At 55.2% G+C, this 25,652-nt stretch carries 18 protein-coding genes; 8 read left to right on the top strand and 10 right to left on the bottom strand.

Annotated features, from left to right (window positions below; translation table 11 throughout):
• The first annotated feature begins 52 nt into the window (after positions 1–52).
• The 3 genes from K0H81_RS18710 to K0H81_RS18700 are packed head-to-tail and all read left to right on the top strand — an operon-like array spanning position 53 to position 5,113.
• Positions 53–706, top strand: a complete 654-nt coding sequence (locus K0H81_RS18710; RefSeq protein ID WP_220059310.1) for a TetR/AcrR family transcriptional regulator — start codon at positions 53–55, stop codon at positions 704–706.
• A complete protein-coding gene (locus K0H81_RS18705; protein ID WP_220059309.1) occupies positions 699–2,006 on the top strand; it encodes an efflux RND transporter periplasmic adaptor subunit in 1,308 nt (435 codons plus the stop codon). Before K0H81_RS18710 ends, K0H81_RS18705 begins: the two co-directional genes overlap by 8 nt.
• On the top strand, positions 2,003–5,113 hold the full coding sequence (locus tag K0H81_RS18700; RefSeq protein ID WP_220059308.1) for an efflux RND transporter permease subunit: 3,111 nt from the start codon (positions 2,003–2,005) through the stop codon (positions 5,111–5,113). The genes K0H81_RS18705 and K0H81_RS18700 overlap by 4 nt, the downstream gene beginning before the upstream one ends.
• 70 nt (positions 5,114–5,183) lie before the next feature.
• Here the strand turns inward: K0H81_RS18700 and K0H81_RS18695 are convergent, their stop codons facing one another.
• The 7 genes from K0H81_RS18695 to K0H81_RS18665 all read right to left on the bottom strand — a co-directional run bounded on the left by K0H81_RS18695 (position 5,184) and on the right by K0H81_RS18665 (position 13,023).
• Positions 5,184–6,470, bottom strand: a complete 1,287-nt coding sequence (locus K0H81_RS18695; protein WP_220059307.1) for a DUF4785 family protein — start codon at positions 6,468–6,470, stop codon at positions 5,184–5,186.
• 10 nt (positions 6,471–6,480) lie between these two features.
• Positions 6,481–7,338: a hypothetical protein gene (locus K0H81_RS18690; RefSeq protein WP_220059306.1), complete on the bottom strand. Its 858-nt coding sequence runs from the start codon at positions 7,336–7,338 to the stop codon at positions 6,481–6,483.
• A 510-nt stretch (positions 7,339–7,848) separates the two neighbouring features.
• A complete protein-coding gene (locus tag K0H81_RS18685) occupies positions 7,849–8,739 on the bottom strand; it encodes a LysR family transcriptional regulator (RefSeq protein WP_220059305.1) in 891 nt (296 codons plus the stop codon).
• Between the two features lie 256 nt (positions 8,740–8,995).
• Positions 8,996–10,405: a nitrogen regulation protein NR(I) gene (gene glnG, locus K0H81_RS18680; protein ID WP_220059304.1), complete on the bottom strand. Its 1,410-nt coding sequence runs from the start codon at positions 10,403–10,405 to the stop codon at positions 8,996–8,998.
• Positions 10,406–10,446: 41 nt separating this feature from the next.
• Positions 10,447–11,502 (bottom strand): nitrogen regulation protein NR(II), encoded by a 1,056-nt coding sequence (gene glnL / locus K0H81_RS18675; RefSeq protein ID WP_220059303.1) that lies wholly within the window; start codon positions 11,500–11,502, stop codon positions 10,447–10,449.
• Positions 11,503–11,628: 126 nt separating this feature from the next.
• The gene (locus K0H81_RS18670) at positions 11,629–12,171 is read right to left on the bottom strand and encodes a DUF4124 domain-containing protein (protein ID WP_258406132.1); all 543 of its coding nucleotides are present in this window, start codon (positions 12,169–12,171) and stop codon (positions 11,629–11,631) included.
• A 390-nt stretch (positions 12,172–12,561) separates the two neighbouring features.
• A complete protein-coding gene (locus K0H81_RS18665) occupies positions 12,562–13,023 on the bottom strand; it encodes an Lrp/AsnC family transcriptional regulator (RefSeq protein WP_011867352.1) in 462 nt (153 codons plus the stop codon).
• Positions 13,024–13,210: 187 nt separating this feature from the next.
• Here K0H81_RS18665 and K0H81_RS18660 point away from each other — a divergent pair, with 187 nt between their 5' ends.
• Positions 13,211–14,383, top strand: coding sequence for a PrnB family protein (locus K0H81_RS18660; protein ID WP_220059301.1), 1,173 nt, complete (start codon positions 13,211–13,213; stop codon positions 14,381–14,383).
• 3 nt (positions 14,384–14,386) lie between these two features.
• A complete protein-coding gene (locus K0H81_RS18655; RefSeq protein WP_220059300.1) occupies positions 14,387–15,499 on the top strand; it encodes an aminotransferase class V-fold PLP-dependent enzyme in 1,113 nt (370 codons plus the stop codon).
• Positions 15,500–15,667: 168 nt separating this feature from the next.
• On the opposite strand, the gene K0H81_RS18650 is transcribed toward K0H81_RS18655, so the two are convergent.
• Both K0H81_RS18650 and glnA read right to left on the bottom strand, forming a co-directional pair.
• Positions 15,668–16,492, bottom strand: coding sequence for an N-acetyl-ornithine deacetylase (locus K0H81_RS18650; RefSeq protein WP_220059299.1), 825 nt, complete (start codon positions 16,490–16,492; stop codon positions 15,668–15,670).
• Positions 16,493–16,886: 394 nt separating this feature from the next.
• Positions 16,887–18,296, bottom strand: a complete 1,410-nt coding sequence (gene glnA / locus K0H81_RS18645; RefSeq protein ID WP_011867348.1) for a glutamate--ammonia ligase — start codon at positions 18,294–18,296, stop codon at positions 16,887–16,889.
• Between the two features lie 368 nt (positions 18,297–18,664).
• Here glnA and typA point away from each other — a divergent pair, with 368 nt between their 5' ends.
• The 3 genes from typA (at position 18,665) to K0H81_RS18630 (ending at position 23,235) form a co-directional block, all read left to right on the top strand.
• On the top strand, positions 18,665–20,488 hold the full coding sequence (gene typA / locus K0H81_RS18640) for a translational GTPase TypA (protein ID WP_220059298.1): 1,824 nt from the start codon (positions 18,665–18,667) through the stop codon (positions 20,486–20,488).
• Positions 20,489–21,602: 1,114 nt separating this feature from the next.
• Positions 21,603–22,772, top strand: a complete 1,170-nt coding sequence (locus K0H81_RS18635) for a patatin-like phospholipase family protein (RefSeq protein ID WP_220059297.1) — start codon at positions 21,603–21,605, stop codon at positions 22,770–22,772.
• A gap of 34 nt (positions 22,773–22,806) precedes the next feature.
• Entirely contained in the window at positions 22,807–23,235 is a 429-nt protein-coding gene (locus K0H81_RS18630; protein ID WP_220059296.1) for a hypothetical protein, read from the top strand.
• A gap of 911 nt (positions 23,236–24,146) precedes the next feature.
• Here K0H81_RS18630 and K0H81_RS18625 read toward each other — a convergent pair.
• Positions 24,147–25,616: a phospholipase D-like domain-containing protein gene (locus K0H81_RS18625; protein WP_220059295.1), complete on the bottom strand. Its 1,470-nt coding sequence runs from the start codon at positions 25,614–25,616 to the stop codon at positions 24,147–24,149.
• Positions 25,617–25,652 lie beyond the last annotated feature (36 nt).

Raw genomic sequence — 25,652 nt, 5'->3', positions numbered from 1 at the left:
GCCAATTCAAATCCAGTTCTTCTAGTATTAATTCCTCTACTGAGGAATTTTTATGGCAGAAGCTAAAAGTCGTGTCGGCCGTCCCAGCGGCGACACCCAAAATCGCGATAAGCTGATCCTGGCGGCGAGAAATCTGTTTATCGAACGTCCCTATGCTCAGGTGTCGATCCGCGAGATCGCCAGCCAGGCGGGCACAGACCCCGGCCTGATCCGTTACTACTTCGGCTCCAAGGAGAAGTTGTTCTCGACCATGATCCATGAGACGGCGATGCCCGTGCTGGCCCAGCTGCATAAGGCGAAAAGAGAGACGCGCCAGGAGAGCCCGGCGGCCTTGCTACAGACCTACTACAGCGTCATGAGCAAGCATCCGCACTTTCCCAGACTCATGCTGCGCATCGCCGGACTGGATCAGAGCCTGCCGGAAAACGCCGAGGTGACCAAGGCCTTCTATGAGGTGGTTAACTTCGAGAATATCGCCATATTTCAACGGTTAAAGGATAAGAATCTGCTGAAGGATGATGTGGACGCCCACTGCGCTCAGCTGAGCTTCTTCGCCATGATGGTGTTTCCCTTTATCGTGCCGGAAAACTTACTCGAAAAGGTCGGCATAGAGATCACGCCGAGCTTTCTACAACTACTTGCCGAGCAAAATACCCGTCTACTGCAGCGTGGGCTGATGGATGTGAAGGATGAGAGAGATGAATAACAAGAAACGCTATCTATTAGTCGGTGTGGGCGTCGGCGTACTGGCCATCTTGCTGGCGGCGCTGCTTAAACCTTCGCCCTCACTGGTGGCCGGATACGATAAGGCCAGGGCGGTCGAGGTGGTGCCGCTAGCTCAGCAGCCCATCGCCCCCAGAGTCATCGGCTTCGGCCGGGTCGAGCCCAAGCATGTGTGGCAGGCGGTGGCCGAGGTAGGCGGCAAGGTGTTGTATCGCCATCCCCAGCTGGAAACCGGCCGCATGCTGCCAAAGGGCACACTGGTGCTCGAGATAGATCCGCTGGAATACCAGCTCAAGGTCGCCCAGGCACAGGCCAGTATGCATGCCACCCAGGCACAGCTGACCCGTCTGGATCAACAGGAGAAAAACCTCAATACCAGCCTGAAGATCGAGGAGCAGAAGCTGGTGCTGGCCGAACAGGAGTATCAACGCAAGCTGACCCTGAAGAAGCGCAACCTGGTATCGAGTTCGGAATTGGAGAATCAGAAGCAGTCGCTGCTGGCACAGACCAAGATGGTGGAAGATCTACAGAGTTCCCTCAAGCTGCTCCCCGACGATCGCAAGGTGAGCGAGGCGCAGCTGAGCGTCGACAAGGCCTCCTTGCAGGACGCCGAACGCCGCCTTAACCAGACCAAGGTGGTGCTGCCCTTCGATGCGCGGGTGTCGGACATCAATATCGAGCAAGATCAGGTGGTGGCTGCCGGCGCCGTGATGCTGGTGGCCCACAGGCTAGGCACAGCCGAGATCAAGGCGGAGTTATCCTTGCAGGATATGCGCGCCCTGGTCAGCAGCCTAGTGCAGGCATCACAGCCCAGAAGCATGCCCTCTATCGACGAGTTTGAGTTGCAGGCGGAGGTAAGTTTTCAGGCGGGCAATCATAGCTTTAGCTGGCCGGCGCGGGTAACCCGGGTCGCCGAGACGGTCAATCCCAACCAGGCCACCATAGGCGTCTATCTGGAGGTGGAGCAGGACTTCAGCCAGATGGATCTGCTGCTGCGTCCGCCGCTGACCAAGGGGATGTTTGTCAGCGCGGTGATCAGCGGCAAGCCGAGGGAACATTTCGTTATTCCCGAGCGGGCGCTGCGGGGCGATCAGATCTATCTGATGGATGCCCAGCAGAAGCTGGTGATCAAGCCGGTCGAGGTGCTGTTCCGCCACGAGCAGCAGGTGGCCGTCGAGGGTGAGCTGAAGGCGGGTGACGCCCTGGTGCTCAATGACCTGATCCCGGCCATCCCCGGTATGTCGCTCAAGCCCGTCACCAATGAGGGAGGGGCGCCGCTGTGATCGCCTACATCACAAGACATCCCACCCTGGCAAACCTCTTGATGTTGGCCTTCCTGCTGCTGGGTCTGCTCAACATGAGCAGTATCAAGCGCGAGACCTTTCCCGAGTTTGCCCCGCCCTATGTGATGGCGACCGTGGTCTACCCGGGCGCCTCGCCGGTCGAGGTGGAGGAGAGCATCTGCCTGCGGATGGAGGATGCGGTCGACGGCCTGGCCAACATCGAAGAGGTTAAGTGTGACGCCCAGGAGGGGATAGCCTCGATGCGCCTCAAGCTGGAGCCTAAGGCCGATCTGGGTCGCATGCTGGTGGATGTGCAGACTCAGATCAACGCGATTCAGAACTTCCCGGCGCAGATCGAACCGCCCATCGTCAAGGAGCTGGATTGGGCGGAGCCCGTGGTGGATATCGCCATCGTCGCCGACACCAGTTGGCCACATCTGAAGAGCTATGCCGAGGATGTGAAGCGTCGTCTCAAGATAGATGCCGGGGTGAGCCTGGTCTCCATCGCGGGCTTCTCGGACCATCAGCTGCGCATCGAGCTCAATCAGGCGGATATGCGCAGGCTGGGGCTGACCGCCGCCGAGATCGCCGACAAGGTCGGCCGCCAGAACGTGAAGATGCCTGCGGGGAATATCGAACTCAAGGATAAGAATATCCTGCTGAGGTTCGATGAGCGTAAGGTCACCCCTGCCTCGCTGGCCAAGATCATCGTCGCCTCCAACCCCGACGGCAGCGTGGTGCGCCTTGGCAATATCGCCACTATCAGCGACAGATTCGAGCTGGATGAGGAGCATATTCAGTTTAATGGCAGCAACGCGGCGCTGATCAAGGTGCAGAAGAACAAGGCCGACGACGCGCTGCGGATCAAGGCCAAGGTGAGCGAGTTTATCGAGCTGGAGCAGGCCCGCGCGCCTGACGGGGTGCGCCTGACCATGACCAACGATCTCTCCTCCGTGTTGCAAGACAGGCTGAAGATGATGATCACCAACGGCTGGCAGGGGATCATCCTGGTCTTCCTCAGCATGTGGCTGTTTTTCTCCCTGCGCTACTCCTTCTGGGTGTCGGCCGGCCTGCCGGTCGCCTTCCTCGGCGGACTCTACTTGATGAGCCTGTTCGGCGTGTCTATCAACCTCATGAGCCTGGTGGGGCTTTTGATGGCGATCGGTATCATGATGGATGACGCCATAGTGATCGCCGAGTCGATCGCCTCCCACATAGACAGAGGCATGGCGCCCCATGAGGCCGTGGTGAAGGGAGTGCAGAAGGTCGCCCCGGGTGTGGTCTCCTCCTTCCTGACCACTGTGCTGATCTTCAGCGCGCTGCTGGGGCTGGATGGTCAGATGGGGGCGGTACTGTCGGCCATTCCAACCGTGCTGATCATGGTGCTGACCATCAGTCTGTTTGAGGCCTTCCTGATCTTGCCCAATCATTTGAATCACTCCTTGTCACACGCCAAGGCAGAGATTAAGCCCAATCGTATCGGCGAGCTCAAGGCTAAGTTTCTGACCCGTTTCGAGGCGTTTCGTAATACTAGATTGGTGACTCTGGTGAGCTTCATGGTGCGCTGGCGCTATGTCAGCGTCGGCGCCACCATAGGCCTGCTGCTGATCTCTGTCTCTTTGGTGGTGGGCGGCGCGCTCAAGTTTGTGCCTTTCCCCGATCTGGATGGCGATATCGCCGAGGCCCGCATAATACTGCCGCCGGGCAGCTCCCTGAGTCAGACTCAGAAGGTGGTCGAGACGCTGATCGCCAGTGCCAAGCGTGTGGGCGCTAGATACACCCATGAGGTGGAGGATGAGCATGAGCTGATCCGCGACATCACGGCACAATATAACTTTAACGCCGACGCCGGCGAGAGCGGCCCCCATGTGGCGACCGTCAGGCTGGATCTCTTGTCGGCAGAGACCCGCAATACCCTGATCGAGGCGTTTATCCGCGATTGGCGTATCGAGACCGGGGAGCTGGCGATGCCGCTATCCTTGGTGTTCAAGCAGCCGACCATGGGCCCGGCGGGGCGGGATATAGAGATCCGCCTGCAAGGCGACGATCTGGACATGCTGAAACAGGCGTCTGTGTCGCTGCAGAGCTATTTGGGGCAGTTTGATGGCATCAGCGGCATACTCGACGACATGCGTCCGGGCAAGGAGGAGATCAAGGTGAGCCTGCGCCCCGGTGCCGAGAGCTTCGGCATCGACGGCCAACTGGTGGCGGCCCAGCTGCGCAGCGCCTACTTCGGTCAGCTGGCCGACGAGGTGCAGGTAGGGCCGGAAAATATCGAGATCGAGGTGCGGCTCAACAAGTTGCAGGCAGGGGATCTACAGACCCTGGCCAACTTCCCCATCATGCTCAGTGATGGCAGCCAGCTGCCGCTCTCCTCCATCGCCCTGCTGCAGGATCAGCGCTCCTATGTGCGTATCCAGCGCATCAATGGCCTGCGCAGCGTCACCGTGATGGCCGATGTGGACAATCAGCGCGCCAATGCCAACGAGACCATAGCCGCGATAAAGCGCGAGTGGCTGGCTCAGGTGCAGCAGAGCTATCCTCAGCTGAGGGTGGACTTCGAGGGTTCTGCCAAGGAGACGGCCAAGACCGGCAGCTCCATGGGAAAAGGCTTCCTCATCGGCCTGTTTGGCCTGTTTGCCATCCTGAGTTTTCAGTTCAGGAGCTATCTGGAACCCGCCGTGGTGATGCTGGCGATCCCGCTGGCGCTGATCGGCGTGCTCTGGGGCCATCTGCTGCTGGGCTATAACCTCTCCATGCCCTCTATCATGGGCTTCATCTCGCTGGCGGGGATCGTAGTGAACGACTCCATCCTGCTGGTGCAGTACATACGCCACCATGTGGATGAGGGAGACAGTGTGCATCAGGCGGTGGTGAGCGCCAGTCGCGAGCGTTTCAGGGCGGTGTTTCTCACCTCGCTGACCACGGCGGCGGGTCTCTTGCCCCTGCTGTTGGAAACCAGCCTGCAGGCCCAGGTGGTGCAGCCCCTGGTGGTGTCGATCGTCTTCGGTATCTTCGCCTCCACCCTGCTGGTGCTGTTTATCATCCCCTGTGCCTACGCCATCCTGGCTGACTTTGACAAGGTGAAGCCCCATACCGAGCTGTAAGGCGTTAAATAGAAAATAAAAAAGCGCCCGCCATGTGACCATAGCGGGCGCTTTGGCTTTTAGTATATAGCTAGAGTGAGGCGGCCTCGCCCAGGTAACTCAGACGCGCCATCTGACTCTGATCTTTTAGCTCCAGCGCCTTGATGGCGTAGGGAGCGCCCAGACCCGAGGCCTTGAGCTGCTCGGCGTCGAAGCTCAGGCTCACCTGGCCATCGGCGTCCAGCCACTGAGCCGTCTCGGCGCGCAGGATATTGGCCTGCTTACCCTGAGCATCAGTGCCCACTAACACGGCTGACACTTGATAGCGTCCAGGGCTGGCCACCTGCAGCTCGAACACCGCCTGGGTCGGCTTGGCGTTCTGCCAATGTATACTGGCCTGATCCGCCAGCTTGGCCGCCGGCACATATTGTTTGAAGGCGGTCTTGACGGTGCGAATAAGCGGCAGGCCGTTGACCCGGGTCTCGACGTCGACCTGGATCTCGCTCAGGCCCAGGTTGCTGCTGGGCATCGCCAGCTCATCCGGTAGCTGAGCCTGCCAGTTATCGCCCTGCTTAACCACGGCCAGCCTGTGGTAGCGACCATCGCTCTGCTTGAGCGTCGCGGTTGGACTAAGAGCGATATCGCTGTTGCTCAGCTTAAGCTCGAACGCCAGCTTAGGTGCCTGACTGTTCAAACGGTTAGGCGCCGATAGGGCCAGCTGATAGGGGCTGCCCTTCTCCTTGACGTTAACCAGATAGCTGTCGTTGGCCCCAAGGGGCTGGACCACCTGCAGCTGATACACGCCGGGCGTCGCCTGCTTGGAGAGCCTCAGGGCGCTGGAGTCATCGACTATGCCGGCCGTCGCCATGGCCTGTGGGTCGCTCATGGATTGGATCATAGAGGCCGACTTATCCACGCTCTGTTTGTCGACCTTGTAGAGGCGCAGCTGATCCGGCGAGATAGCCGGGCTGTGTTGCAGGGTCCCCGAACTGGCATCGCCGCGCGGCGCCACACGGATCACGCTATCGCTCTGGCTGACCGCAAGCATGATCCCCTTATTCAGCTCGGCGCCCGAGACGGTACGCCAATACTGATCGCTGCAGCTCTGATCAAGCTGGTTTGGGGCCTGGATCTGAGCCGCGGCGCCCATGGGCGCGCTAAAACTCACGCCACCACGATTACCATTGACAGCTGGCAGCTCTGTGGTGGCCAGGGTGTCTATGGTGAGATCCCCTGAGGTGGGCGCTAGCAGGGTCACCTGGGTGACTGTCACTGCGCTGGCCTGTGGGGTATTTTCTGTCTGAGAATCGTCGTTTTGACAGGCGCTCAACAGGGCGGACAGAGCGAACACACTCGCCATTTTAATTGATGGTTTCATCTTATGGCTCCTAAATATGGTCGCGGATCAGAATATCGAGATTGAAGCAGGCGCGGCGGCTCTGCTGATGGCTCAGCGGCTCCTTTCCGGCGGTGCGCTGAATGTCTTTGAACCAGACTGTGCCCGCAGCCGATTGCGACTGACACTCCAGGAAGCCGTCCGAGCAGTCGTCGAGCCAGTTTTGTGTGGTCTCGAGTGCCACCTGATACTGATAGCCGGCGCAGTAGCTGTCGCCGTCCCAGAAGGCGGAGTCGACATCTGAGCCCACTACGACCTCGAAGGGCGAGGGCAGCGCCGGGCGACCCGAGGTGCCATAGAGCCAGCTGTTGTTATAGCTGCTCATCCAGCTGACCTGCTGCTGTTTCACCGCATCGCTACCATAGCCCAGCAGCCAACCCAGGGAGGTCTCGAACACATTGCCCTGGGTGACGGCATCGGCCAGCGGTGTGCCGCCGCTGGATGGTGCCAGGGCGATCACCTTGGAGGTGGCGTTGATGATCTTGGGATAGCGACTGTCCCAGGTGGGATTGGAGAGGATCCAGCGCACCACGTTGCCGCCGTTGGAGTGGGTCAGCAGGGTAAGATCATTAATGTTTTTACTCTCGATAAACTGGGTGAGTTGCCCGGCCAGGCAGCCTGCGGCGGCGTCATCCCACATGTATTGGTCGAAATCGCAGTTGATCACCAGGTAGTTATCGGGCGAGGCAGCCCCCTGGCGGACGGAGTCGACAAACTCCCGTGTCCAATAGTCCGACAGCGCATCTGTCTGATGCCCGGTACCATGGATAAACACGAGTCCGGAGGCGGCATAAGTCAATGGGCTGACAGCAAACAGACCCAGCATCATGAGCTTTTTATAGATCTTCATTGGCTTATTTCTCTTATTTGATGTTGTTTTAGGTTTTGTTACCTGGTTTCAATCACCAGTTTCAGCAACTAGGTGTTAGCTACTCAGGTGTTAGTTACCCAGGTTTCAGTTACTCAGGTTTTAGTAACTAGAACCTAGTTACTCAGGCTTTAGCTACTCAGGGTTTTAAATATTTAGATACAGAGGTCAGACGTCGGACGTCAGACCTCTTAAGGGAAACTAACGGCAGGAAAGTGAGGCGGCAAGGCTTTTTAACGGTACTTTAGTACCAGTTAAACTAAGCTTAGGTGGTTGATTGTTTTAAACAAAAAGGCGCGCACCTAACTATGGTGCGTCAGCGGCCATGGCCCGCGTTTGAATAACGAGCGAAAAAATTTGCACCTTTGTTGTGCAAGCGGGCGCCGTCTGACTCATCACCAGTGATTTTATCTGTCGGCGACCCGCTTCTCAGTTTTAGATAGTCATTTACTCAGCTTTGCTGGCTGAAAATCCGGTAGATTTTAACCCTTATCACGGGTGCAGATGGGCCTGCTCGCTGAGATCCAAAAGCGCCTGGGCCGCCGGTGTCAGGGGCAGGTCTTTGCGCCAGATCAGCGCCAGATCCCAGGTGAGATTGGGGCGAATAGGCTTGAACACCAGCGAGCTGCCCTGCAACTTGTGGCAGATAGGCTCGGGCAGGATGGCGACCCCCATCTGGGCCTCTACCATGGTTGCCAGAAAGTCCCACTGGCCGCTGCGAAAGGCGATGTTGAGCTGCACGCCGGCCTTGTGGCTCAGGCGGGTAATCAGCTTGGCCAGGGAGAAGTCCTCGTTGTAGAGGATGAAGGGGTAGGCCTCGAAGTCCTGCCAGGTCACCGCTTCCTGCTGGGCGAGGGCATGGTCCTTGGGCAGGCAGGCCAGCAGCGGATAGCGGGTGAGGGCGCGGTTGGCCAGCTCGATATCATGGGTAGTGGGCAGTGCGGTGAAGGCGATATCCAGGCTGTTGTTGAGCAGCGCCTGCTCGCAGCCGAAGCCGCCATACTCATACATCTGTAGCTCTATGCCCGGATATTGCTGGCGAAAGGCGGTGAGCAGGTCGATGATCAGGCTGCTCATCATGGGGCAGACCCCAAGGCGCAGGTGTCCAGACTTGAGGCCGCTCAGATTGGTAAGGTCCTCCTGCAGCCTGTGCCATTGGCCCAAGATCTCCCGGGCGCTGTTCTCCAGCAGTATGCCTGCCTGGGTTAGCTCTATCTTCTGATTATTCCTGTGCAGCAGCTGCTGGCCGAGATTTTCCTCTAGTCGCTGGATGATCTTGCTCAGGGTTGGTTGGGTGATAAAAGACTTTTCCGCCGCCCGGGTAAAATTTCCCGTTTCAACCAGGGTGAGAAAATAATGTAAGGTTTTGATTGGTATGTTCATTCTAATTTGGCATTCACGGGATACTATTTATTCATTTTACTAATAGTCGCCTTAAGATTACTTTGATCCAGTTGGCAAAATGAGGGCAAGGTTAATGAAAGCGAATCAAAGTTTATGGGTAGGGGCTTTATGGCAGGCGGCTATGCCACGTGAAGTCATCGAATCCGAGTGTCAGTCTGAGAGTGTTGTTGTTAGCGCAAACAATGCGCCTGCGGAAGAGGCGCCAAAGCACCCAGCCTAGGCTGGGTGCTTTCACTCAATCCATCTCGAGTTCTTTCAGCTTACGCGTCAGGGTATTACGACCCCAGCCCAGGCGCTTAGCTGCTTCCTGTTTGTGTCCCTTGGTGTGTTTCAGCGCCGTCTCTAGCAATATCTTTTCAAACGCAGGCTGTATCTGTGTCAGCAGATCGCTCTCGCCTTCGCTCAGGCGTTGATCTATCCACTGGGTCAGGGCCTCCTGCCAGCCACCGCTGCCCGCCTGGGGTGAATTGTCGTGGCTGTTGCTGGGTGTCAGCAGCTCGGGCGGCAGATCCTGAGGCAAGATCTCCTGGCCCGAGGCCATCACCATGAGCCAGCGACAGGTGTTTTCCAGCTGACGCACGTTACCGGGCCAGGGCAGGCTGGCCAGGGTGTCGGCGGTCGCCTTGGTGAGTATCTTAGGTTCGACGCTGATCTCCTTGGCGGCGGTGGCCAGGAAGTGGCGTGCCAGCTGAGGAATATCCTCCCGGCGCTGTGATAGCGGCGGCAGATGCACCCGGATCACGTTGAGGCGGTGGAAGAGATCCTCACGAAAATCCCCCTTGGCTACCAGAGACTCCAGGTTCTGGTGAGTCGCGGCTATGATGCGCACATCCACCTGCACCGGCGAGTGACCACCGATACGATAGAACTGACCGTCTGCCAATACCCGCAGCAAACGGGTCTGCACATCCAGCGGCATGTCGCCGATCTCGTCGAGAAACAGTGTGCCGCCATCGGCCTGCTCGAAGCGGCCCTGACGCACGTTGGCGGCGCCGGTGAAGGCGCCCTTTTCGTGGCCGAACAGCTCAGATTCAATCAGCTCCTTGGGGATCGCCGCCATGTTGAGGGCGATGAAGGGCTTGTCCTTGCGCGGACTGTGTTTATGTAGGGCGCCGGCGACCAGCTCCTTACCCGTGCCCGACTGACCGTTGATCAACACGCTGATGGAGGAGCGTGACAGGCGGCCGATGGCGCGAAACACCTCCTGCATGGCCGGTGCCTCGCCGATAATCTCCGGCGCCTTGACCTCGGGCTGACTAATGACCTTGGGTGACTGCTCCTTGGCATGGCTCAGGGCGCGCTCCACCAGGCCGATCGCCTCGTCGATATCGAACGGCTTGGGCAGATACTCGAAGGCTCCCGCCTGATAGGCGCTGACGGCGCTGTCGAGGTCGGAATGGGCCGTCATGATGATCACGGGAATGTGGGGATAGTGCAGCTGCAGGCGATCCAGCAGGGTCAGGCCATCGGTGCCCGGCATGCGGATATCCGAGATGATCACCTGGGGTTGGGTTTGTTCCAATGCCTGCCACAGGGATTCGGCGGCGGCGAAGCTGGCGCAGCTTATCTTGGCGCCTTTGAGCGCCCGTTCGACCACCCAACGTATCGAACTATCATCATCGAGAACCCAAACTTTTTCTGTCATACACCTACTCTCTTAAGTTGAATGCTCTAAGGTCACCTGTGCTAGCTCTTGAGCGGCAGCAGTATGGTAAATTCTGTCTTGCCCGGCACAGAGGCGCAGTCGATGCGTCCGCCGTGGAGCCTGGCAAAGTTATGGGCGATGGAGAGCCCAAGTCCGGAGCCCTGTTCTCTGCCCGTGACCATGGGGTAGAAGAGGGTATCCATCAGCTCGGGTGGGATCCCCGGGCCATCGTCTATGATGGAGAGCGCCAGCACCAGCTTGTGGCGTGTGGTGCCTATGGTGACCTGATGCTGGGTGCGGGTCTTGATGCGGATCTCGCCGCCGTCTTCCACCGTCTCCAGCGCCTGGATGGCGTTTTGCACTATATTGAGTACCGCTTGCTGCAGCTGCTCCTGATCCATCTCGATATCCGGGATCGAGGGGTCATAGTCCTGGATCAGGTGGATATTGCCCGGCAGGGTGACGCTCACCAGCTTGAGCACCTTCTGGATCACCGCATGGATGTTGTGCAGGCTGTGCTCCGTGGGTTTCTGCGGGCCAAGCAGTCGGTCGACCAGGTTACGCAGCCGATCGGCCTGCTCTATGATGAGGTCGGTAAACTCGCGCTGGTCGGCGTCTTCCAGCTCGCGGGACAGCAACTGGGCCGCGCCTCTGAGGCCGCCTAGGGGGTTCTTGATCTCATGGGCCAGGTTACGTACCAGATACTGGGCCGCCTGCTGCTGGGCATCCAGGGTCAGCTGCTGATGTATCCGTCTTTGCTGGTCCACTTGGCGCAGCTCCAGCACCCCTTGCTCGGGCTGATCCGGCTGGACTTCCAGCGGGGTGAGTGTCATGTCGACCGTATGACCCTGACCATCCAGGGTCACCAGGTTGGCGGTGTTGACCGTCAGGCCTTGGTGTTCGCGAATGGCAGTGCGCAGCAGCTGATGATCTATGCTCAGCAGCTGGCAGCAGTCTAACAGGCTGTGTTCCGTGAGGCGGTGACTGCCTAACCCAAGCAGTTGCTCGGCCGCGCTATTGGCATAGCACAGCTTGAGATCATCTGAGATGACGAGCACGGCCGTCACCAGATGATTGAGCAGAGGGTCTGTGTTCATTTACGACTCCCGGGAAGTAGGTTGCACCATAATGGTGCACCAATTTGGTGCACGCTGCAAGCTATCTTCACCGGGACTGTTTTGGGATGTGATTTTCTAAGTTATTAAAAATTAAGATATAAATTTTTAACCGCCCCCGAGAGGGGTCGCCCTAGGAATCGCATTTATGGTCGCCCGGTGAAGAAATACGGTTCTAGGGGGGGTCGATGCAAGTTGTTTGCCGTTTTGTGCCAAGGCCTTGATTTCAAACTTGTGCTCGCCGCGATCCACATTTTCCAGCGTAAATACCGGGCTTGCCTGAGGCGTGCTGACCACCTTGCCATCCATTAGGAGCACCAGCACATGACCGGCGGCGAGATCTGGGGTGATGGAGCCGATCACTGTGATATTGCCGTTATTGTCCCTTAGGGTCTCCTCTTCGCTGGGGCTGGAGATGGTCAGCTTGTAGAGCTCCTTGGGCTCCTCCTTGGCGGGGGTTAGCGGCTCGCGTACCACAGGGGGCGGCAGCTTGATCTGGTTTTCGGTATTTTCCTTAAACTCGACCTGGGTGGAGTTTTCTACCGGGGTATCCGAGTAGTGAACCTTGCCATCCTTGTCGACCCATTTATAGATGGCTGCCTGAGCCCCAAGGGTCATTAACAGCAGGGTAAACAGCAATATCGGGCGCATAAGCATTCCTTTTATACCTTGTCTTTGCTACAGATTAGTCGCTTTCGCGGTAAAAAGCATCAGGGCTAGGGCCTGTTGACCTTTCCTGTTTGTTTTTGCTGCCGTTTGTAGGTGATTGATACAAGGCAGAGCCTGTGCCGTGTAGTTACGCTACACAAGCTGGCGATAACGCAGTAGAAATTGCCTACAAGCGCAGCCCAAGGGGTTCATCTCAACGCGTCTATCTCATTGTGAAAGGCTTCCTGCCTTTCACCACAAGCTGTTAGAAATCGTTCCAAGCGATTTCTTGGTTATTTGCCATTCCCATAGTGCAACTATGCCTCATGGCTCAGGCCTTGAGCACAACGCGTTGAGATTGAACAAAAATTAAACCTGAAAGATAAACAGGCCCTATGTGATTGGCAGTTGATGGCGGGAGAAGGTCTGTTTCAGCACCACGGTCGACTCTATGCTGGCGATACACTTGAGGCCGCCCAGTGAGTGTTTGACGAAGCCTTCATATTCCAGCAGATCGTGGGCGACTATCTTGAGTAGGTAGTCGTGAGCACCGGTGATCACTGAGCATTCCTGCACCTGAGGCAGACGGCTCATCTCCTGCTCGAACTGTTCACCATAGGCGGCAGAGTTCTCGGTGAGGCGCACGAAGGCGTAGACAATCACATTGAGTGCCAGCGACTTAGGGTCGAGCCTGGCGCTGTAGCCCTGAATAAAGCCCGCCTGCTCCAGCTTCTTGATGCGCCGCAGGCAGGGGGTGTCGGAGAGGTTGAGCCGGTTGGCCAACTCGGCCACGGGCAGGCGTCCCTCCTCCTGCAGTATGCTTAAGATCTGCTTGTCTTTGCTGTCCAGTTTCATCGCATAGGTCTCTTGTCCCTCGATTGGGCTCTAGGGCTGATTTGTTGGATAAGATTATTAAAGTGGTTATTTTTATCGGAATCCACTAAAAAATCTCTGTTTACCGGATTGATATTGCAGGTTTGCGCTAATGGCTTAGTGGTAGCTTATTGAGTCATTATTAAAATAACCAAGAGATACCTACCCTATGAGTCAAGATGTCGCGGCCTTCGATCACTGGATCAGGCAGGAGTTTGTCGAGATTAACTCGGCGCTGGAGCGCCTCTACATGCAGCAAAGCGACCCCGCTAACGTGGTGGGCATAGGCGACGAGCTTAAGGCCCGGCTGGAGGCCGAAGGCCGGACGCTCATCAAGGCGCTGCTGGATGAGGGCAATACCGACGAGGGTTTCGATGCCGCCTTCGATCTGCTGGGTAACGTGGGCCTCTACATGGCGGCCTGTCGTCGCCACGAGATCACAGAGCCGAGCCGCGAAACCAGCTCGCCATTGTTGGAGGCCTCGGCGCTTGCCATGCATATAGGCGCCTCCATCGGGGTGACGCCACGCTTTGCCACCGCCCATCTGACTACTCACAATCGCGCCGTTAACGGCCTCTATAAGCGCTTTACCGATCTCGACGACGAGAAGCTGTTCGTCGACTACAACACCAAGGGGATCCTCGCCTACAAGCGGGCGGCCGATGCACTACTGAAGATCCAGCCTCTGGGGATCTCCCACCCCATGACCGCCGAGTTGTTACAGGTCGCCCTGGTGGCGCTTCAGCAGGTGATCGCCTCCAATCAGACGCTATTCGATCGCCTCGATACCCAGGCGTTTTTCAACAGCGTGCGTCCCTATTACAAGCCCTATCGCGTCGGCCAGCAGGTGTATCGCGGCGCCAATGCTGGTGACTTTGCCGGCATCAATGTGATCGACCTGCAGCTGGGGCTCTGCTTCGCCAACGAGTCGGCCTACTCTCAACTGCTGGTGGATAAGTTCCTCTACATGATGCCGGAAGATCAGCGCATCTTGCGTGACTGCATGCGCCGCACCAGCCTGATGGACGATTTCCTCGCCGCCATGGATATGCGTGACCATCCCTGGTACCAGGAGAATCTAGCGCAGTTCCTGCGGGTGTGTGAGGCCCATGGCCAGGGGGCGATACAACACCATGATCAGCTGGTGGAGAAGTATATCGCTCAGCCTGCCAAGCAGATGGAGAGCCAGCATATCGACAAGGTTACCGCCAGTGGCCCGCCGTTGCCTGTGCTGCTGGGGGCGCTGGAGAAACTCAGAGACAGACGCGCCGCCGCCAAGCGCGATGACATACGCACCCGTTTCGACGACATCGCCAGGCTGCGCGCCAGCCTAGAGGGGTAAGCCATGTACCAGAATGATTTTGTGATGCCAAAGTCAGTCTACCTGCTCAACCACTCGGTGGGCAGGCCGCTGCAGAGTCTGCGCCAGGCGTTCGACGAGCGTTTCTTCCTGCCCTGGCAGGGTTCGGGGCGAGAGCCCTGGGGTGACTGGCTCTCTGTGGTGGAGGATTTTCGCGTTCAGCTCGCTAGGCTGTTCAACAGCGAGACTCGGCTGTTTTGCCCTCAGGTTAACCTTTCCAGCGGTCTCACCAAATTGGTGCAGTCCCATTCAAGGCTGCGCCGCCCCGGCGCCGTGACCCTGATGAGCGAGAACGATTTTCCCAGCATGGGCTTTGCCTTACGTCAGGCGCTGCCTGAGGCTGAGTTACGTTTCATCCCGGCTAACCTGGATGTGAGTCTGGCCGAGGTGTGGCAGGCACATCTGACCGATGATATCGATCTGGTGTTTATCAGCCACGCCTATTCCAACACGGGTCAGCAGGCGCCGTTGGATTATCTAGTACCTAAGGTGCGCGAGCTGGGGGCGCTCTCGCTGGTGGATGTGGCGCAGGCCGCCGGGGTATTGCCCCTGGATCTTAATGCCCTCAAGCCAGATTTCATGTTGGGCTCCAGCGTCAAGTGGCTCTGCGGCGGGCCGGGGGCGGCCTACCTCTGGGTGAGCGCCGATCAGCTGGTGCATTGCTCACCCCAGGATGTGGGTTGGTTCAGCCATGAGAACCCCTTCGAGTTCGATATTCACGATTTTCGCTATCACGACTCGGCGCTCAAGTTCTGGGGCGGCACGCCGTCTGTGGCACCTTTCGCCCTCGCGGCCCACAGCATTGGCTATTTTGCCGAGCTGGGTAGCGACAAGGTTCGCCAGCACAACCTGATGCAGCTGGAGCGCATCTGGCGTCAGGTGGGTGATGCCCTGGTCTCACCCTCGGATCCGGCTCGTTGTAGCGGTACGGCCATCTTAGACTTCGGTGAAGCCCAGCAAACGGCGGTCGAGGCACTGACCCAGGCGGATATTAGCCTGGATGTGCGCAAGCAGGGGATGCGGATCTCGCCCCATATCTACAACGGCGAGCAGGATATGCAGCGACTGCTGGATGCCCTGGCGCCTTTCTGTCGCTAGCCTAATTGCCGTTACTCCCGCAGTAGTGAGTGAATGACCGTAAAACAGATAGCAAAAAGCCAGGCCGAGTGCCTGGCTTTCTATTGGAGCAAGCGTTTCACTAATGTTTTAGCGCTTCGTTCATTCCTTTAACGCTTTGCTTATGCCCTTATCGCTTCGCTCATTCTTTTAACGCTTTGCTAGGGTCAGCTCGACGAAACGTTTGATGATGGCGGCGTTAGCCAGGATGCGTTGATCGAAGCTTTGCTGGCCCGGAGTCTCGCTACAGACGCCGACGCTGGCGCCCAGTCGCACCAGAAAGGCCTCGAAGGAGAGGTCGAAATGGTTGAAGATGATGCCATCATTCACTGGGCAGTCGTCGATCAGTCCGTCCTGGGCGATGGGGAAATAGTGCCCCAGGGCGTCGCGCAGCTCGCGACTGAATTGGCCTGGGTGCTGGTTGGCCTCGAAGGAGTAGATGTAGGTGTCTGTAAGCAATACATCTTCATGGCAGGTGAGGATGCCATCTTTACTGGCGGCGGCCAGCAGCTGAGAGTGAGCCAGCAGGATCTCACCCTCGCTCGAGGTGTCCTGATTGCTGCGGCCACGGCCGTTCTCTAACACGAAGCCACGATTCGGGTTTTGTCCCAACTTGTTGAATCTATGGCCACGCTTGAAACCTGTGGGGTTCACCAGCGGCAGCAGGCTAAGGTTGAGCTGGCCGAAGAGATCGGGTTCCAGTTCGTTGAGGAAGTAGAGCAGCCCCCAGGGGCCGGCGGCCTCTTCGCCATGAAAGCCGGCGCTGATCAATATCGAGGGCTGATCCGCCTTCTGCGCCGGCGACTGATAGAGTTCCAGCGGATGCGGACCGGCATCACCCAGCTTGCGCGCCTGTAGCCCGAGGCGACTTGCCTGCTTTTCTAAGCGGGCATAGAAGCTGCTGATATCATTGCTCTGACAGCTAAAAATATCGCTGTGCCAGGTGAAAGACTGGAAGGGATCGCGGCTAGACATAATGGGATTCTAAAGTAAGTGATTCGGCGTGATCATGATAGCAGTTTGGCCATAAAGTTAAATCAATTTTATGCCCGACGTCAGGCGCTTAAGCCAAGTTTATCTGGTGGTAAAAAGGCATAAAAAAGCCGCCTTAAGTGGCGGCCTTTTCGAGCGCTAATCTTAGCTTAGCGGCAAGGATTATAGGCTTACAGGTTTTAGCACAGTTCGAACTCGGCTGGGTGGTGCGAGCCAGACTCGAAGCTTCTGTTGTCTTCAGCGCGATGCACGTTTCGCATCGGTGGAGTCTTTACTGGGAGTTGAAAAGAGAGTCCCGGCATCGAATAAAAGCCATAAAAAAAGCCGCCTCATGGGGCGGCCTTTTCGAGCACTAATCCTAGCTTAGAGGCGAGGATTATAGGCTGTAGTACAGTTCGAACTCGGCTGGGTGAGTGGTGCGAGCCACTTTCTCAGCTTCTGCTGTCTTCAGCGCGATGTAAGAATCGATGAAGTCATCAGAGAATACGCCGCCTTTGGTAAGGAACTCACGGTCTGCATCCAGGTTCTCAAGTGCGTTCTCAAGAGAGGTTGCAACCTGTGGGATCTCAGCCGCTTCTTCCGCTGGCAGATCGTATAGATCTTTGTCCATGGCTTCGCCTGGGTGGATCTTGTTCTGGATACCGTCAAGACCAGCCATCAGCAGTGCAGCGAACGCCAGGTATGGGTTAGCCGTTGGATCTGGGAAGCGAGTCTCGATACGACGTGCCTTAGGGCTTGGCACTACTGGGATACGGATAGACGCAGAGCGGTTACGTGCCGAGTAGGCCAGCATGACTGGTGCTTCGAAGTGAGGCACAAGACGCTTGTACGAGTTGGTGCTTGGGTTAGTGAAGGCGTTCAGCGCGCGAGCGTGCTTGATGATACCGCCGATGTAGTACAGAGCAGTCTCACTCAGACCCGCATACTTGTCACCAGAGAAGAGGTTTACACCGTCTTTAGCCAGTGATTGGTGAACGTGCATGCCGCTACCGTTGTCGCCAACGATTGGCTTAGGCATGAAGGTCGCCGTCTTGCCGTAAGCGTGGGCCATGTTGTGAACCACGTACTTAAGGATCTGGATTTCGTCAGCCTTTTCAGTCAGCTTGTTGAAGCGAGTCGCGATCTCGTTCTGACCGGCAGTCGCCACTTCGTGGTGGTGAGCTTCAACTACTTGACCCATCTCTTCCAGAACAAGACACATGGCGCTACGAAGATCTTGAGAAGAGTCAACCGGTGCTACTGGGAAGTAACCGCCTTTCACGAATGGACGGTGACCTGTGTTGCCGTCTTCGTAATGAGTGCCTGAGTTCCAAGCCGCTTCTTTAGCGTCTAGCTTAACGAAACAGCCTGACATGTCGGTGCCGAACTTAACGTCGTCAAATAGGAAGAACTCTGGCTCAGGACCAATGAGTACGGTATCGGCAATGCCGGTAGAAACCATGTACTCTTCGGCTTTCTTAGCGATAGAGCGTGGGTCGCGGTCGTAACCAGTCATAGTGCCTGGCTCGAGAATGTCACAGCGGATCAGGGCAGTGGTTTCTTCGGTGAACGGGTCAAGAACGAAGGTCGTTGGGTCTGGCATCAGTACCATGTCTGACTCGTTAATGCCTTTCCAACCAGCAATAGATGAACCGTCGAACATTTTACCGTCTTCAAAGAAATCGGCATCAACCTGGTGAGCAGGAATAGATACGTGCTGCTCTTTACCTTTAGTATCGGTAAAACGCAAATCAACAAACTTAACTTCAAGTTCTTCTAGTTGTTGTAAAACTGATTCAACTGACATTCTAAAGTCTCCGAGTAGAGTAGAGGGGATGCCCTTCTTATATCATTCAGCGTTGCGACCAACGCGGTTCTGGCATGAGTAAAGCTAGACTCGTGCCAAAAGTTTAACGTATTGATTTTTATGGGAACAATAAAGAAGGTAGGTGGCGGGAATCTCGTTATTGCACCATAAAGGTGCAGCTGATGCCTCTTGATGGTGCATTCACCAATATGGTGCGCACCAATATAAACATGACTATTCATAGCTGACTAAAAAATAATCCTGTGCGAGAGCCCCTCGCTAGAGTAGAATGGCACGTTTTTTATTGCAACAGCTATTATTAGGGCTGTTATCAATACCCTATTTTTTCGATGGTAAGAGGTTTATCCGTGTTAGAGAATTTACGTAACATCGCCATTATTGCACACGTTGACCATGGTAAAACGACCCTGGTTGATAAGTTGCTGGCACAGTCTGGAACCCTTGAGACTCGAGGAGAGGCCGCTGAGCGGGTGATGGATTCCAACGATCTTGAAAAGGAACGTGGAATCACGATTCTGGCGAAGAATACTGCCATCAAGTGGAACGATTACCGTATCAACATCGTTGATACCCCTGGCCACGCCGACTTCGGTGGCGAGGTTGAACGTGTACTTTCTATGGTTGACTGTGTGCTACTGCTAGTTGATGCGGTCGATGGTCCAATGCCACAGACACGTTTCGTGACTAAGAAAGCCTTCGCTCAAGGTCTTAAGCCTATCGTAGTGATCAACAAGATCGACCGTCCGGGTGCGCGCCCTGATTGGGTTATCGATCAAGTATTCGATCTGTTCGACAACCTGGGTGCTACCGACGAGCAACTAGACTTCCCAATCGTTTATGCCTCTGCACTGAACGGTTTCGCGACTCTGGATCCTGAAGAGACTGGTACTGACATGACGCCACTGTTCGAGACCATCGTCGAGAAAGTGTCTTCACCTGACGCCGATGCCGAAGGTGCCTTCCAGATGCAGATCTCTCAGCTGGACTACAACTCATACGTGGGCGTTATCGGCGTTGGCCGTATCAAGCGCGGTAGCGTTAAGGTGAACCAGCAGGTTACCGTAGTGGGCGCCGATGGCACCACGCGTAACGGTAAGATCGGCCAGGTACTTGGCTACATGGGTCTGGACCGTCATGAAGTGACTGAAGCTAATGCCGGCGACATCGTAGCGATCACAGGTCTTGGCGAGCTGAAGATCTCTGACACTGTATGTGCAGTGGGCAGCGCCGAAGCCTTGCCTCCTCTGTCTGTTGACGAGCCAACACTGACCATGACCTTCCAGGTAAACACCTCGCCATTCGCTGGTAAAGAAGGTAAGTACGTGACTTCACGTAACATCCTTGAGCGTCTGCAACAGGAACTGGTACACAACGTGGCACTGCGCGTCGAAGAGACAGAGAGCCCAGACCGTTTCCGCGTATCGGGCCGTGGTGAGCTTCACCTGTCTATCCTTATCGAAAACATGCGTCGTGAAGGCTACGAGCTGGCCGTATCACGTCCAGAAGTTATCGTTAAAGAGATCGACGGCGAGAAGTGCGAGCCATACGAGACCCTAACCGTTGACGTTGAAGAAGAGCACCAAGGGGCGGTGATCGAGAAGCTAGGTACCCGTAAGGCCGACATGCGCGACATGCAGCCAGACGGTAAAGGCCGTGTGCGTATCGACTTCATCATTCCTAGCCGTGGCCTGATTGGTTTCCAAACCGAGTTTATGACAGCCACTTCTGGTACAGGTCTTATCTACCACTCATTCGACCATTATGGTCCAGTGAAGGGTGGCGATATCGGCCAACGTCAGAACGGTGTGTTGATCTCTAACGCTACCGGTAAAGCACTGACCTTCGCCCTGTTCGGTCTGCAAGATCGTGGTCGTCTGATGATCGGTCACGCGGCAGAAGTTTACGAAGGCCAGGTAGTGGGTATCCACTCTCGCGCTAACGACCTGACAGTTAACTGTCTGAAAGGTAAGCAGCTGACCAACATGCGTGCCTCTGGTACCGACGAAGCTCAGGTACTGACACCGCACATCCAGATGACCCTAGAGCAGGCGCTCGAGTTCATTGATGACGACGAATTGGTAGAAGTGACTCCGCTAAGCATCCGCGTGCGTAAGCGTCACCTGACCGAAAACGATCGTAAGCGTGCTAGCCGCGCCTCGAAAGACGCTTAATTTGACCCGCACCTTTTAGGTGCAGTCGATTAGCCCAAAACCCCGACCATGCAGATGGCCGGGGTTTTTTGTATCTGGCGTTAGCTGGCCAGATGTTCAGCCGTGGCGCCAAGTTGGATTCCTTAGAGCCTTAGATGATATGGGTGTTTAGCTGAGTTATTTGACACCATGGCCGCATGGTTAACCTATCGCCTGCCCGGCGAGGGATGTGCAAGCACTCTTTTGGCACGGTGAGTGAAGCGCAGCTTCTGGCTCACGAACGAGAGGCATGGATGCCGAACTGGCTGTTAAACAGGGATGTTTTTTGAGCACATCCATGTGGGCTTCACGGCGGTACTGACCTACATGGATGTAGGGAATGCCAATAAATGTAGGGAACATATTTGGCCATGCCGCCGAGAGCCAAAAGCGTGCTTACACCCTCATCTAAACGTCTCTTCGACTAAGCATTATTTGTTGTCATTCGAGGTGATGAATTTAAGCAATTAAGCTTCTGGCTCATACGGTTGTTTAGCTGAGTTATTTGACACCATGGCTTGGTGGTTAATCTATTACCTGCGGCAGGTGCAGCCGGGAACCATAGGCGTTTCGATTCTTAGCGTCGACCTGAACTGGTGTTTAGTGGGGTTGTTTACTTCCATGGCCGCTTGGTTAGCCTAGCGCCTGTGCGGCGGGGGAATGTACATGGAAGTACCAATGTCGTGATCACATGGTCGGTGATGTCCCCGATATCACGTCGGTATTTCCCAAATCCTATGGGTGAGATGTGGAGGTTAGACTTCAAGCGCGGCTTATAAACTCGATTAAAAGCCAACAGCCAACAGCCAAAAGCCAAAAGCCAAAAGCCAAGCCTTTTCCTCAATATTATTTCCCCTGAAACAGCTAGAGCCAGGCGGCAAAGATTCCGCCTCGCTTCGCCTCCCATCTCGCTTTGTAGGGCGAAGTCCTTCAAATGCGATTAATAGCTTCCCCATTTACTGATTAAACTATGACCAATCGACAATGCCCTTGTCTGCAAAAGCATTGCGATGGGGCAATCAACTTACCTGGCGAATAGGAACTGCCTGTTCGTCGTTACTGAATAAACCACATAGTGTGTGGAAAGGAGAGCGTCATGGGCCGTCTACCCATTACCGTATTTTTGGCGATATTTCTCGCGGCGTGCAGTTCGACGCATACGCTGGAAACCCGTGTTACCAAAGAAAACTACAGAGCAGTGACCCTGGCGGCTGACATTCAGCAGCAGACGGACGAACCTTTTAGAGTCTGGGCCGATGAGACCTCAGATTTTCTCTACGATGCTAAGGACGGTTCGACCCCACTTAAGGTCAAGGGCGACAGATTGAATATTCTGGCCCTGTCTGGTGGGGGTGCCAATGGGGCATTTGGCGCCGGCATTATTAACGGTCTGTACGACAGTCAGCAGCTGCAAGAGTACACCATCATTACGGGGATCAGCGCAGGGTCACTCATTGCGCCCTTCGTGTTTGTCGGTGGAGACGAGATCCCGCGTCTTAAAGAGGTCATGCTGGGGATCAACGACAAGATGATCTTAGGCAAACATAACTTGCTGAATACCCTCATCAAAGATGCCTTTACCAATGGTGAGCAGATGTTTGAGTTTATCGAACAGGTCTATACCCCGGAGATGATAGAGCAGATAGCCCTGCAACATAAGGCTGGTCGTCGCCTGTTTATCGGGACCACCCATTTCGACTCGGAAGAGCTGGTGGTTTGGAACCTTGGCCGTATTGCCGAGAGTCATCTACCGAACAAGGTGCATCTGATCCATCAGATCCTAGCGGCCAGTTCGTCAATTCCCGGGGTCTTTCCACCTCAGTTTATCGCTGTGGATCATGACAATCAGCGCCTCGAGGAGCTGCATGTCGACGGTGGCCTCACAGTGCAGATGTTTTTCGAGGTGGTCAATATTGACTATCACAAGGTAAATCAGGCGCTCGGTCTGTCTAGCGCACCTCAGGTGCATGTTATCCGCAATGGCATGCTGAAGGTGCCTTACTCGGCCACCGAAGATAAAGGCGTGCAATTGCTACGCAGAAGCATTGCCAGCATGACGATTCAGCAGGCTAAAGGCGATCTCTACCGCATGCTTTATTTCAGCGAGATGACCGGCTTAGACCTCCGCTTCGCCTATGTTGACGATGAGTTTGATGCCCCTAAAGCCACTAAAGATATGTTCGATTTAGAGTACATGAAGGCCTTGTACCAATATGGCTACGACAAGGTGAACAGCGACGAACTCTGGTCGACAGAAGTCCCCTAGACGAGATTTGATTAACTATGAAGAAGGTAAATATATGAAGAAAACACTCCTATCGCTGGCCTTGGTTGTTCTGAGTACAGGTGCATTGGCTCAGGATATAGATGGTCTCGAGAACGAACAGCTTGCCGAGGAGATGGCGCAGCTAGTGACACTCACGAAGGAGACCGAACTCTTTATTACTATCGACGAGGAGGCTAGCTTTGAATCGGTCGAATATCAGGGTTTCATCACAGAGAAGTTCAGCGAAATCTATGTCACCCGTCAGCAGGCGGAAGCACATAAGCTTGAGAAAACGGGCAAGTTTTATGTGTATGGTGAGAAAGATATCGACAGCCTGGGCCATAAGATTGCCGAGCGGATCGAGCAAGATAGGCCGCTATTCTTCTCGGTAGATCTGTTTCGCGACTATCACGGTGATTCTGGTGACTTCAGTTATGTCGCCCGTGTCATCGCCTATCGATAATCGCCTCCCAATTTAAGCCCGTCTCTGTGCGGGCTTTCTTACTTTTTTGCTACCCAATACGTTCGCCTCTTCCTCACCGGATTTCATGTCTGGTTTCATTCCGGTGCTAGGTGCTAGGTGCTAGGTGCTAGGTGTCTGGCGTAGGAACTTAGCTGCTCGTTTAGACCATTCATATACCTTCCACTCTGTATGCTTCCTATGCGTCTTTCCTATACCCTCAGCTTGAATAGTGAGGCGCACATCGCCAAGGTGTGGCTCTCTCTATCTCTATCTCTATCTCTATCTCTATCTCTATCTCTATCTCTATCTCTTTCCTTGTGAGCTAACGCTTGCGATGCTGAGCTTCTCGCATAAGTGACTAAGATTCGATATCCTTCGCGTCACGGCTTAGCTTGGCAACACCTTTCCCTTTAACCCTTGTCCGTTTGGATGACTCGAACACAGCCTTGTTCTCTGTGTCCTCTTCTCAATTCTACCCACTGTGCTAGTTCATAGCGCTAGCTCATAGTGCTGATTCACTATACAAAGTCATTCGGTCTTGTCATCTTGTTCCCTCATCTGGTTCTGCCGTTAGGTATTATCAGCCGAGCCTGTTGGGTTCGTTTGGTTAAGCCGGTTAGTAGCCCGAGCTGTAAAGCCTGATGTCGAGCCCTTATGCCTATGGAAAAAATGAGGGCAAATGGACTGATGTAAGCGAATGCAATGTAAGTTTCTCATGCCTCTAACCGTGGGTGGTTAATCGCCAAGCTTAGATAGAGGTATCTGGCGGCGCGACTGGAGAGGTCAGGGGCGAAAGCCAGGTATTAAGGATAGAGAAGGCTGAAAATGAGGGGCAAGATGTTTGCCGGGGGAAGACCTTTCACGAGAGATAAAGGCCATTTCCCGGTGTCTGTCGCGGAGAAGTAAGTGGGCTAGAGCTCAAATTCGCTGTCGAGCTGTCTGATAAACCAGTCTGGCAGCTTGTGCCAGCCACCATAGTTGGGTGAGGCGTCATGGGTTTCCTCACCGGAATGCCAGCTTATGCTGCCGTCGGGTGCTAGGGTCACATGCCAATAGAGATCCGCTTTCCTCGCTAACAGATAGTGGGTCAATGCTTCGGCAAAGGCCGGGCTATCTATGACGACGCCAAATTCTATGTTGAGAAAGTCCGAGCGTGGGTCGAAGTTTGATGAACCTATATAAGCAAGCTTGTCATCAAAGATGAAGGTCTTGTTGTGATAATAGGTTGCCACATGGTAGAGGTGATCGGTGTTAATCGCGTCATCCCTAAATTCATACAGGTCGACCCCCATGGTGAGCAGCTCTGGACGATACTGCTCAAAGTAGGCTGGGATGAAGGCTGAATCATTGGATGCCGAGGAGTTGGTGATCAGTGTCACTTGCGTATTTTGCTTGGTCAGCGTCTCTATGATGTCATACCTATGTTGGGTCGGTATAAGGTAAGGCGTCGAGATAATGGCTTTCTTGGCATTGGCTATTGCGTCGTTCATCAGGTGTTCTACCCGGCTTCTGAAGTAAGGTTTGTTGTCTTTCACCTTGTTTAGCGAGTCGAATACTGGGGTGACCTGGGCGCGGATAAAGTGCATGGTGGGCAAGTCCGCGAGCGAAGCGGATATTGCCGCTAGCACCTGGGGCTGCTCGTCTTGGTGGCGCTGCCATGCCCGGTCAAAGTGACGATAGTGACTATTTCCCTTGGTGTGGATAAGCTGCTCGATGGGACTTAAAAGATCACTGTTCCAAAGCTGTCGATAGTTCATCATAAATGGCTGAAGAATATCGCCTTTAAACACAACATCGAGATCGAAGAAGTTCGCCTCTTGGCTGTAACCAAAATAGTTATCACCTATGTTGCGTCCACCTAAGATCATCACCTGGCCGTCGACGTTGAAGTATTTTTCATGTAGACGATTATCCAGTTGCGCTTTATGACGTTCGAAGTCCACGCTGCGGCCTAACCAGCCCGTCTTACGAGAGTGAAACGGGTTGAAAATGCGTAGGGCAATATTTTGGTGTTGTGCCTGCTCGGCCAACCAAGTTTCGTTGAACACTAGCAGATCATCTAGGATGATGCGCACCTGCACGCCCCTGTCTGCTGCCAGTTTTAACTCGTTGAGCAGCATCAGACCGGAAAGATCCTGATTCCATGAAAAATAGGTGATGTCGATACTCTGCTGGGCGTGGCGGATCGCGTTTATGCGACGGGCCAGCGCCTCGCTCGCGCTGGGGATCAAATAGACCTGAGCCTCATGGGGTTGAGCCTGCCAATCTGACTCGAAACCAGGCTCGATTTCAGGGTAAGTGCTGGCGCACCCTGTGAGCACTAGTATAAAGAGGGAGAAGAGTCGTGCCGTCATCGGGCGACATAGAGAAGATCTGCTCATCGGCTTGAGCTCCTGGTCAAAAAATGGCCGGCTAGT

Origin of the sequence: Shewanella halotolerans, from assembly GCF_019457535.1 — a bacterium.
GTDB classification, from domain to species: Bacteria; Pseudomonadota; Gammaproteobacteria; order Enterobacterales; family Shewanellaceae; genus Shewanella; species Shewanella halotolerans.
The sequence above is the reverse complement of the archived record's forward strand: the minus strand, read 5'-3'. Positions and strand labels throughout refer to the sequence as shown.

Bases quoted from the DNA above. Each gene is read 5' to 3' on its own strand.
- glnL (WP_220059303.1), bottom strand. From the start codon at position 11,502: ATGAACACAGACCCTCTGCTCAATCATCTGGTGACGGCCGTGCTCGTC.
- K0H81_RS18655 (WP_220059300.1), top strand. From the start codon at position 14,387: ATGTACCAGAATGATTTTGTGATGCCAAAGTCAGTCTACCTGCTCAAC.
- K0H81_RS18705 (WP_220059309.1), top strand. From the start codon at position 699: ATGAATAACAAGAAACGCTATCTATTAGTCGGTGTGGGCGTCGGCGTA.
- K0H81_RS18635 (WP_220059297.1), top strand. From the start codon at position 21,603: ATGGGCCGTCTACCCATTACCGTATTTTTGGCGATATTTCTCGCGGCG.
- K0H81_RS18670 (WP_258406132.1), bottom strand. From the start codon at position 12,171: ATGCGCCCGATATTGCTGTTTACCCTGCTGTTAATGACCCTTGGGGCT.
- K0H81_RS18685 (WP_220059305.1), bottom strand. From the start codon at position 8,739: ATGAACATACCAATCAAAACCTTACATTATTTTCTCACCCTGGTTGAA.
- K0H81_RS18665 (WP_011867352.1), bottom strand. From the start codon at position 13,023: ATGAAACTGGACAGCAAAGACAAGCAGATCTTAAGCATACTGCAGGAG.
- K0H81_RS18660 (WP_220059301.1), top strand. From the start codon at position 13,211: ATGAGTCAAGATGTCGCGGCCTTCGATCACTGGATCAGGCAGGAGTTT.
- K0H81_RS18625 (WP_220059295.1), bottom strand. From the start codon at position 25,616: ATGAGCAGATCTTCTCTATGTCGCCCGATGACGGCACGACTCTTCTCC.
- glnG (WP_220059304.1), bottom strand. From the start codon at position 10,405: ATGACAGAAAAAGTTTGGGTTCTCGATGATGATAGTTCGATACGTTGG.
- K0H81_RS18710 (WP_220059310.1), top strand. From the start codon at position 53: ATGGCAGAAGCTAAAAGTCGTGTCGGCCGTCCCAGCGGCGACACCCAA.
- glnA (WP_011867348.1), bottom strand. From the start codon at position 18,296: ATGTCAGTTGAATCAGTTTTACAACAACTAGAAGAACTTGAAGTTAAG.
- K0H81_RS18650 (WP_220059299.1), bottom strand. From the start codon at position 16,492: ATGTCTAGCCGCGATCCCTTCCAGTCTTTCACCTGGCACAGCGATATT.
- K0H81_RS18695 (WP_220059307.1), bottom strand. From the start codon at position 6,470: ATGAAACCATCAATTAAAATGGCGAGTGTGTTCGCTCTGTCCGCCCTG.
- K0H81_RS18630 (WP_220059296.1), top strand. From the start codon at position 22,807: ATGAAGAAAACACTCCTATCGCTGGCCTTGGTTGTTCTGAGTACAGGT.
- K0H81_RS18690 (WP_220059306.1), bottom strand. From the start codon at position 7,338: ATGAAGATCTATAAAAAGCTCATGATGCTGGGTCTGTTTGCTGTCAGC.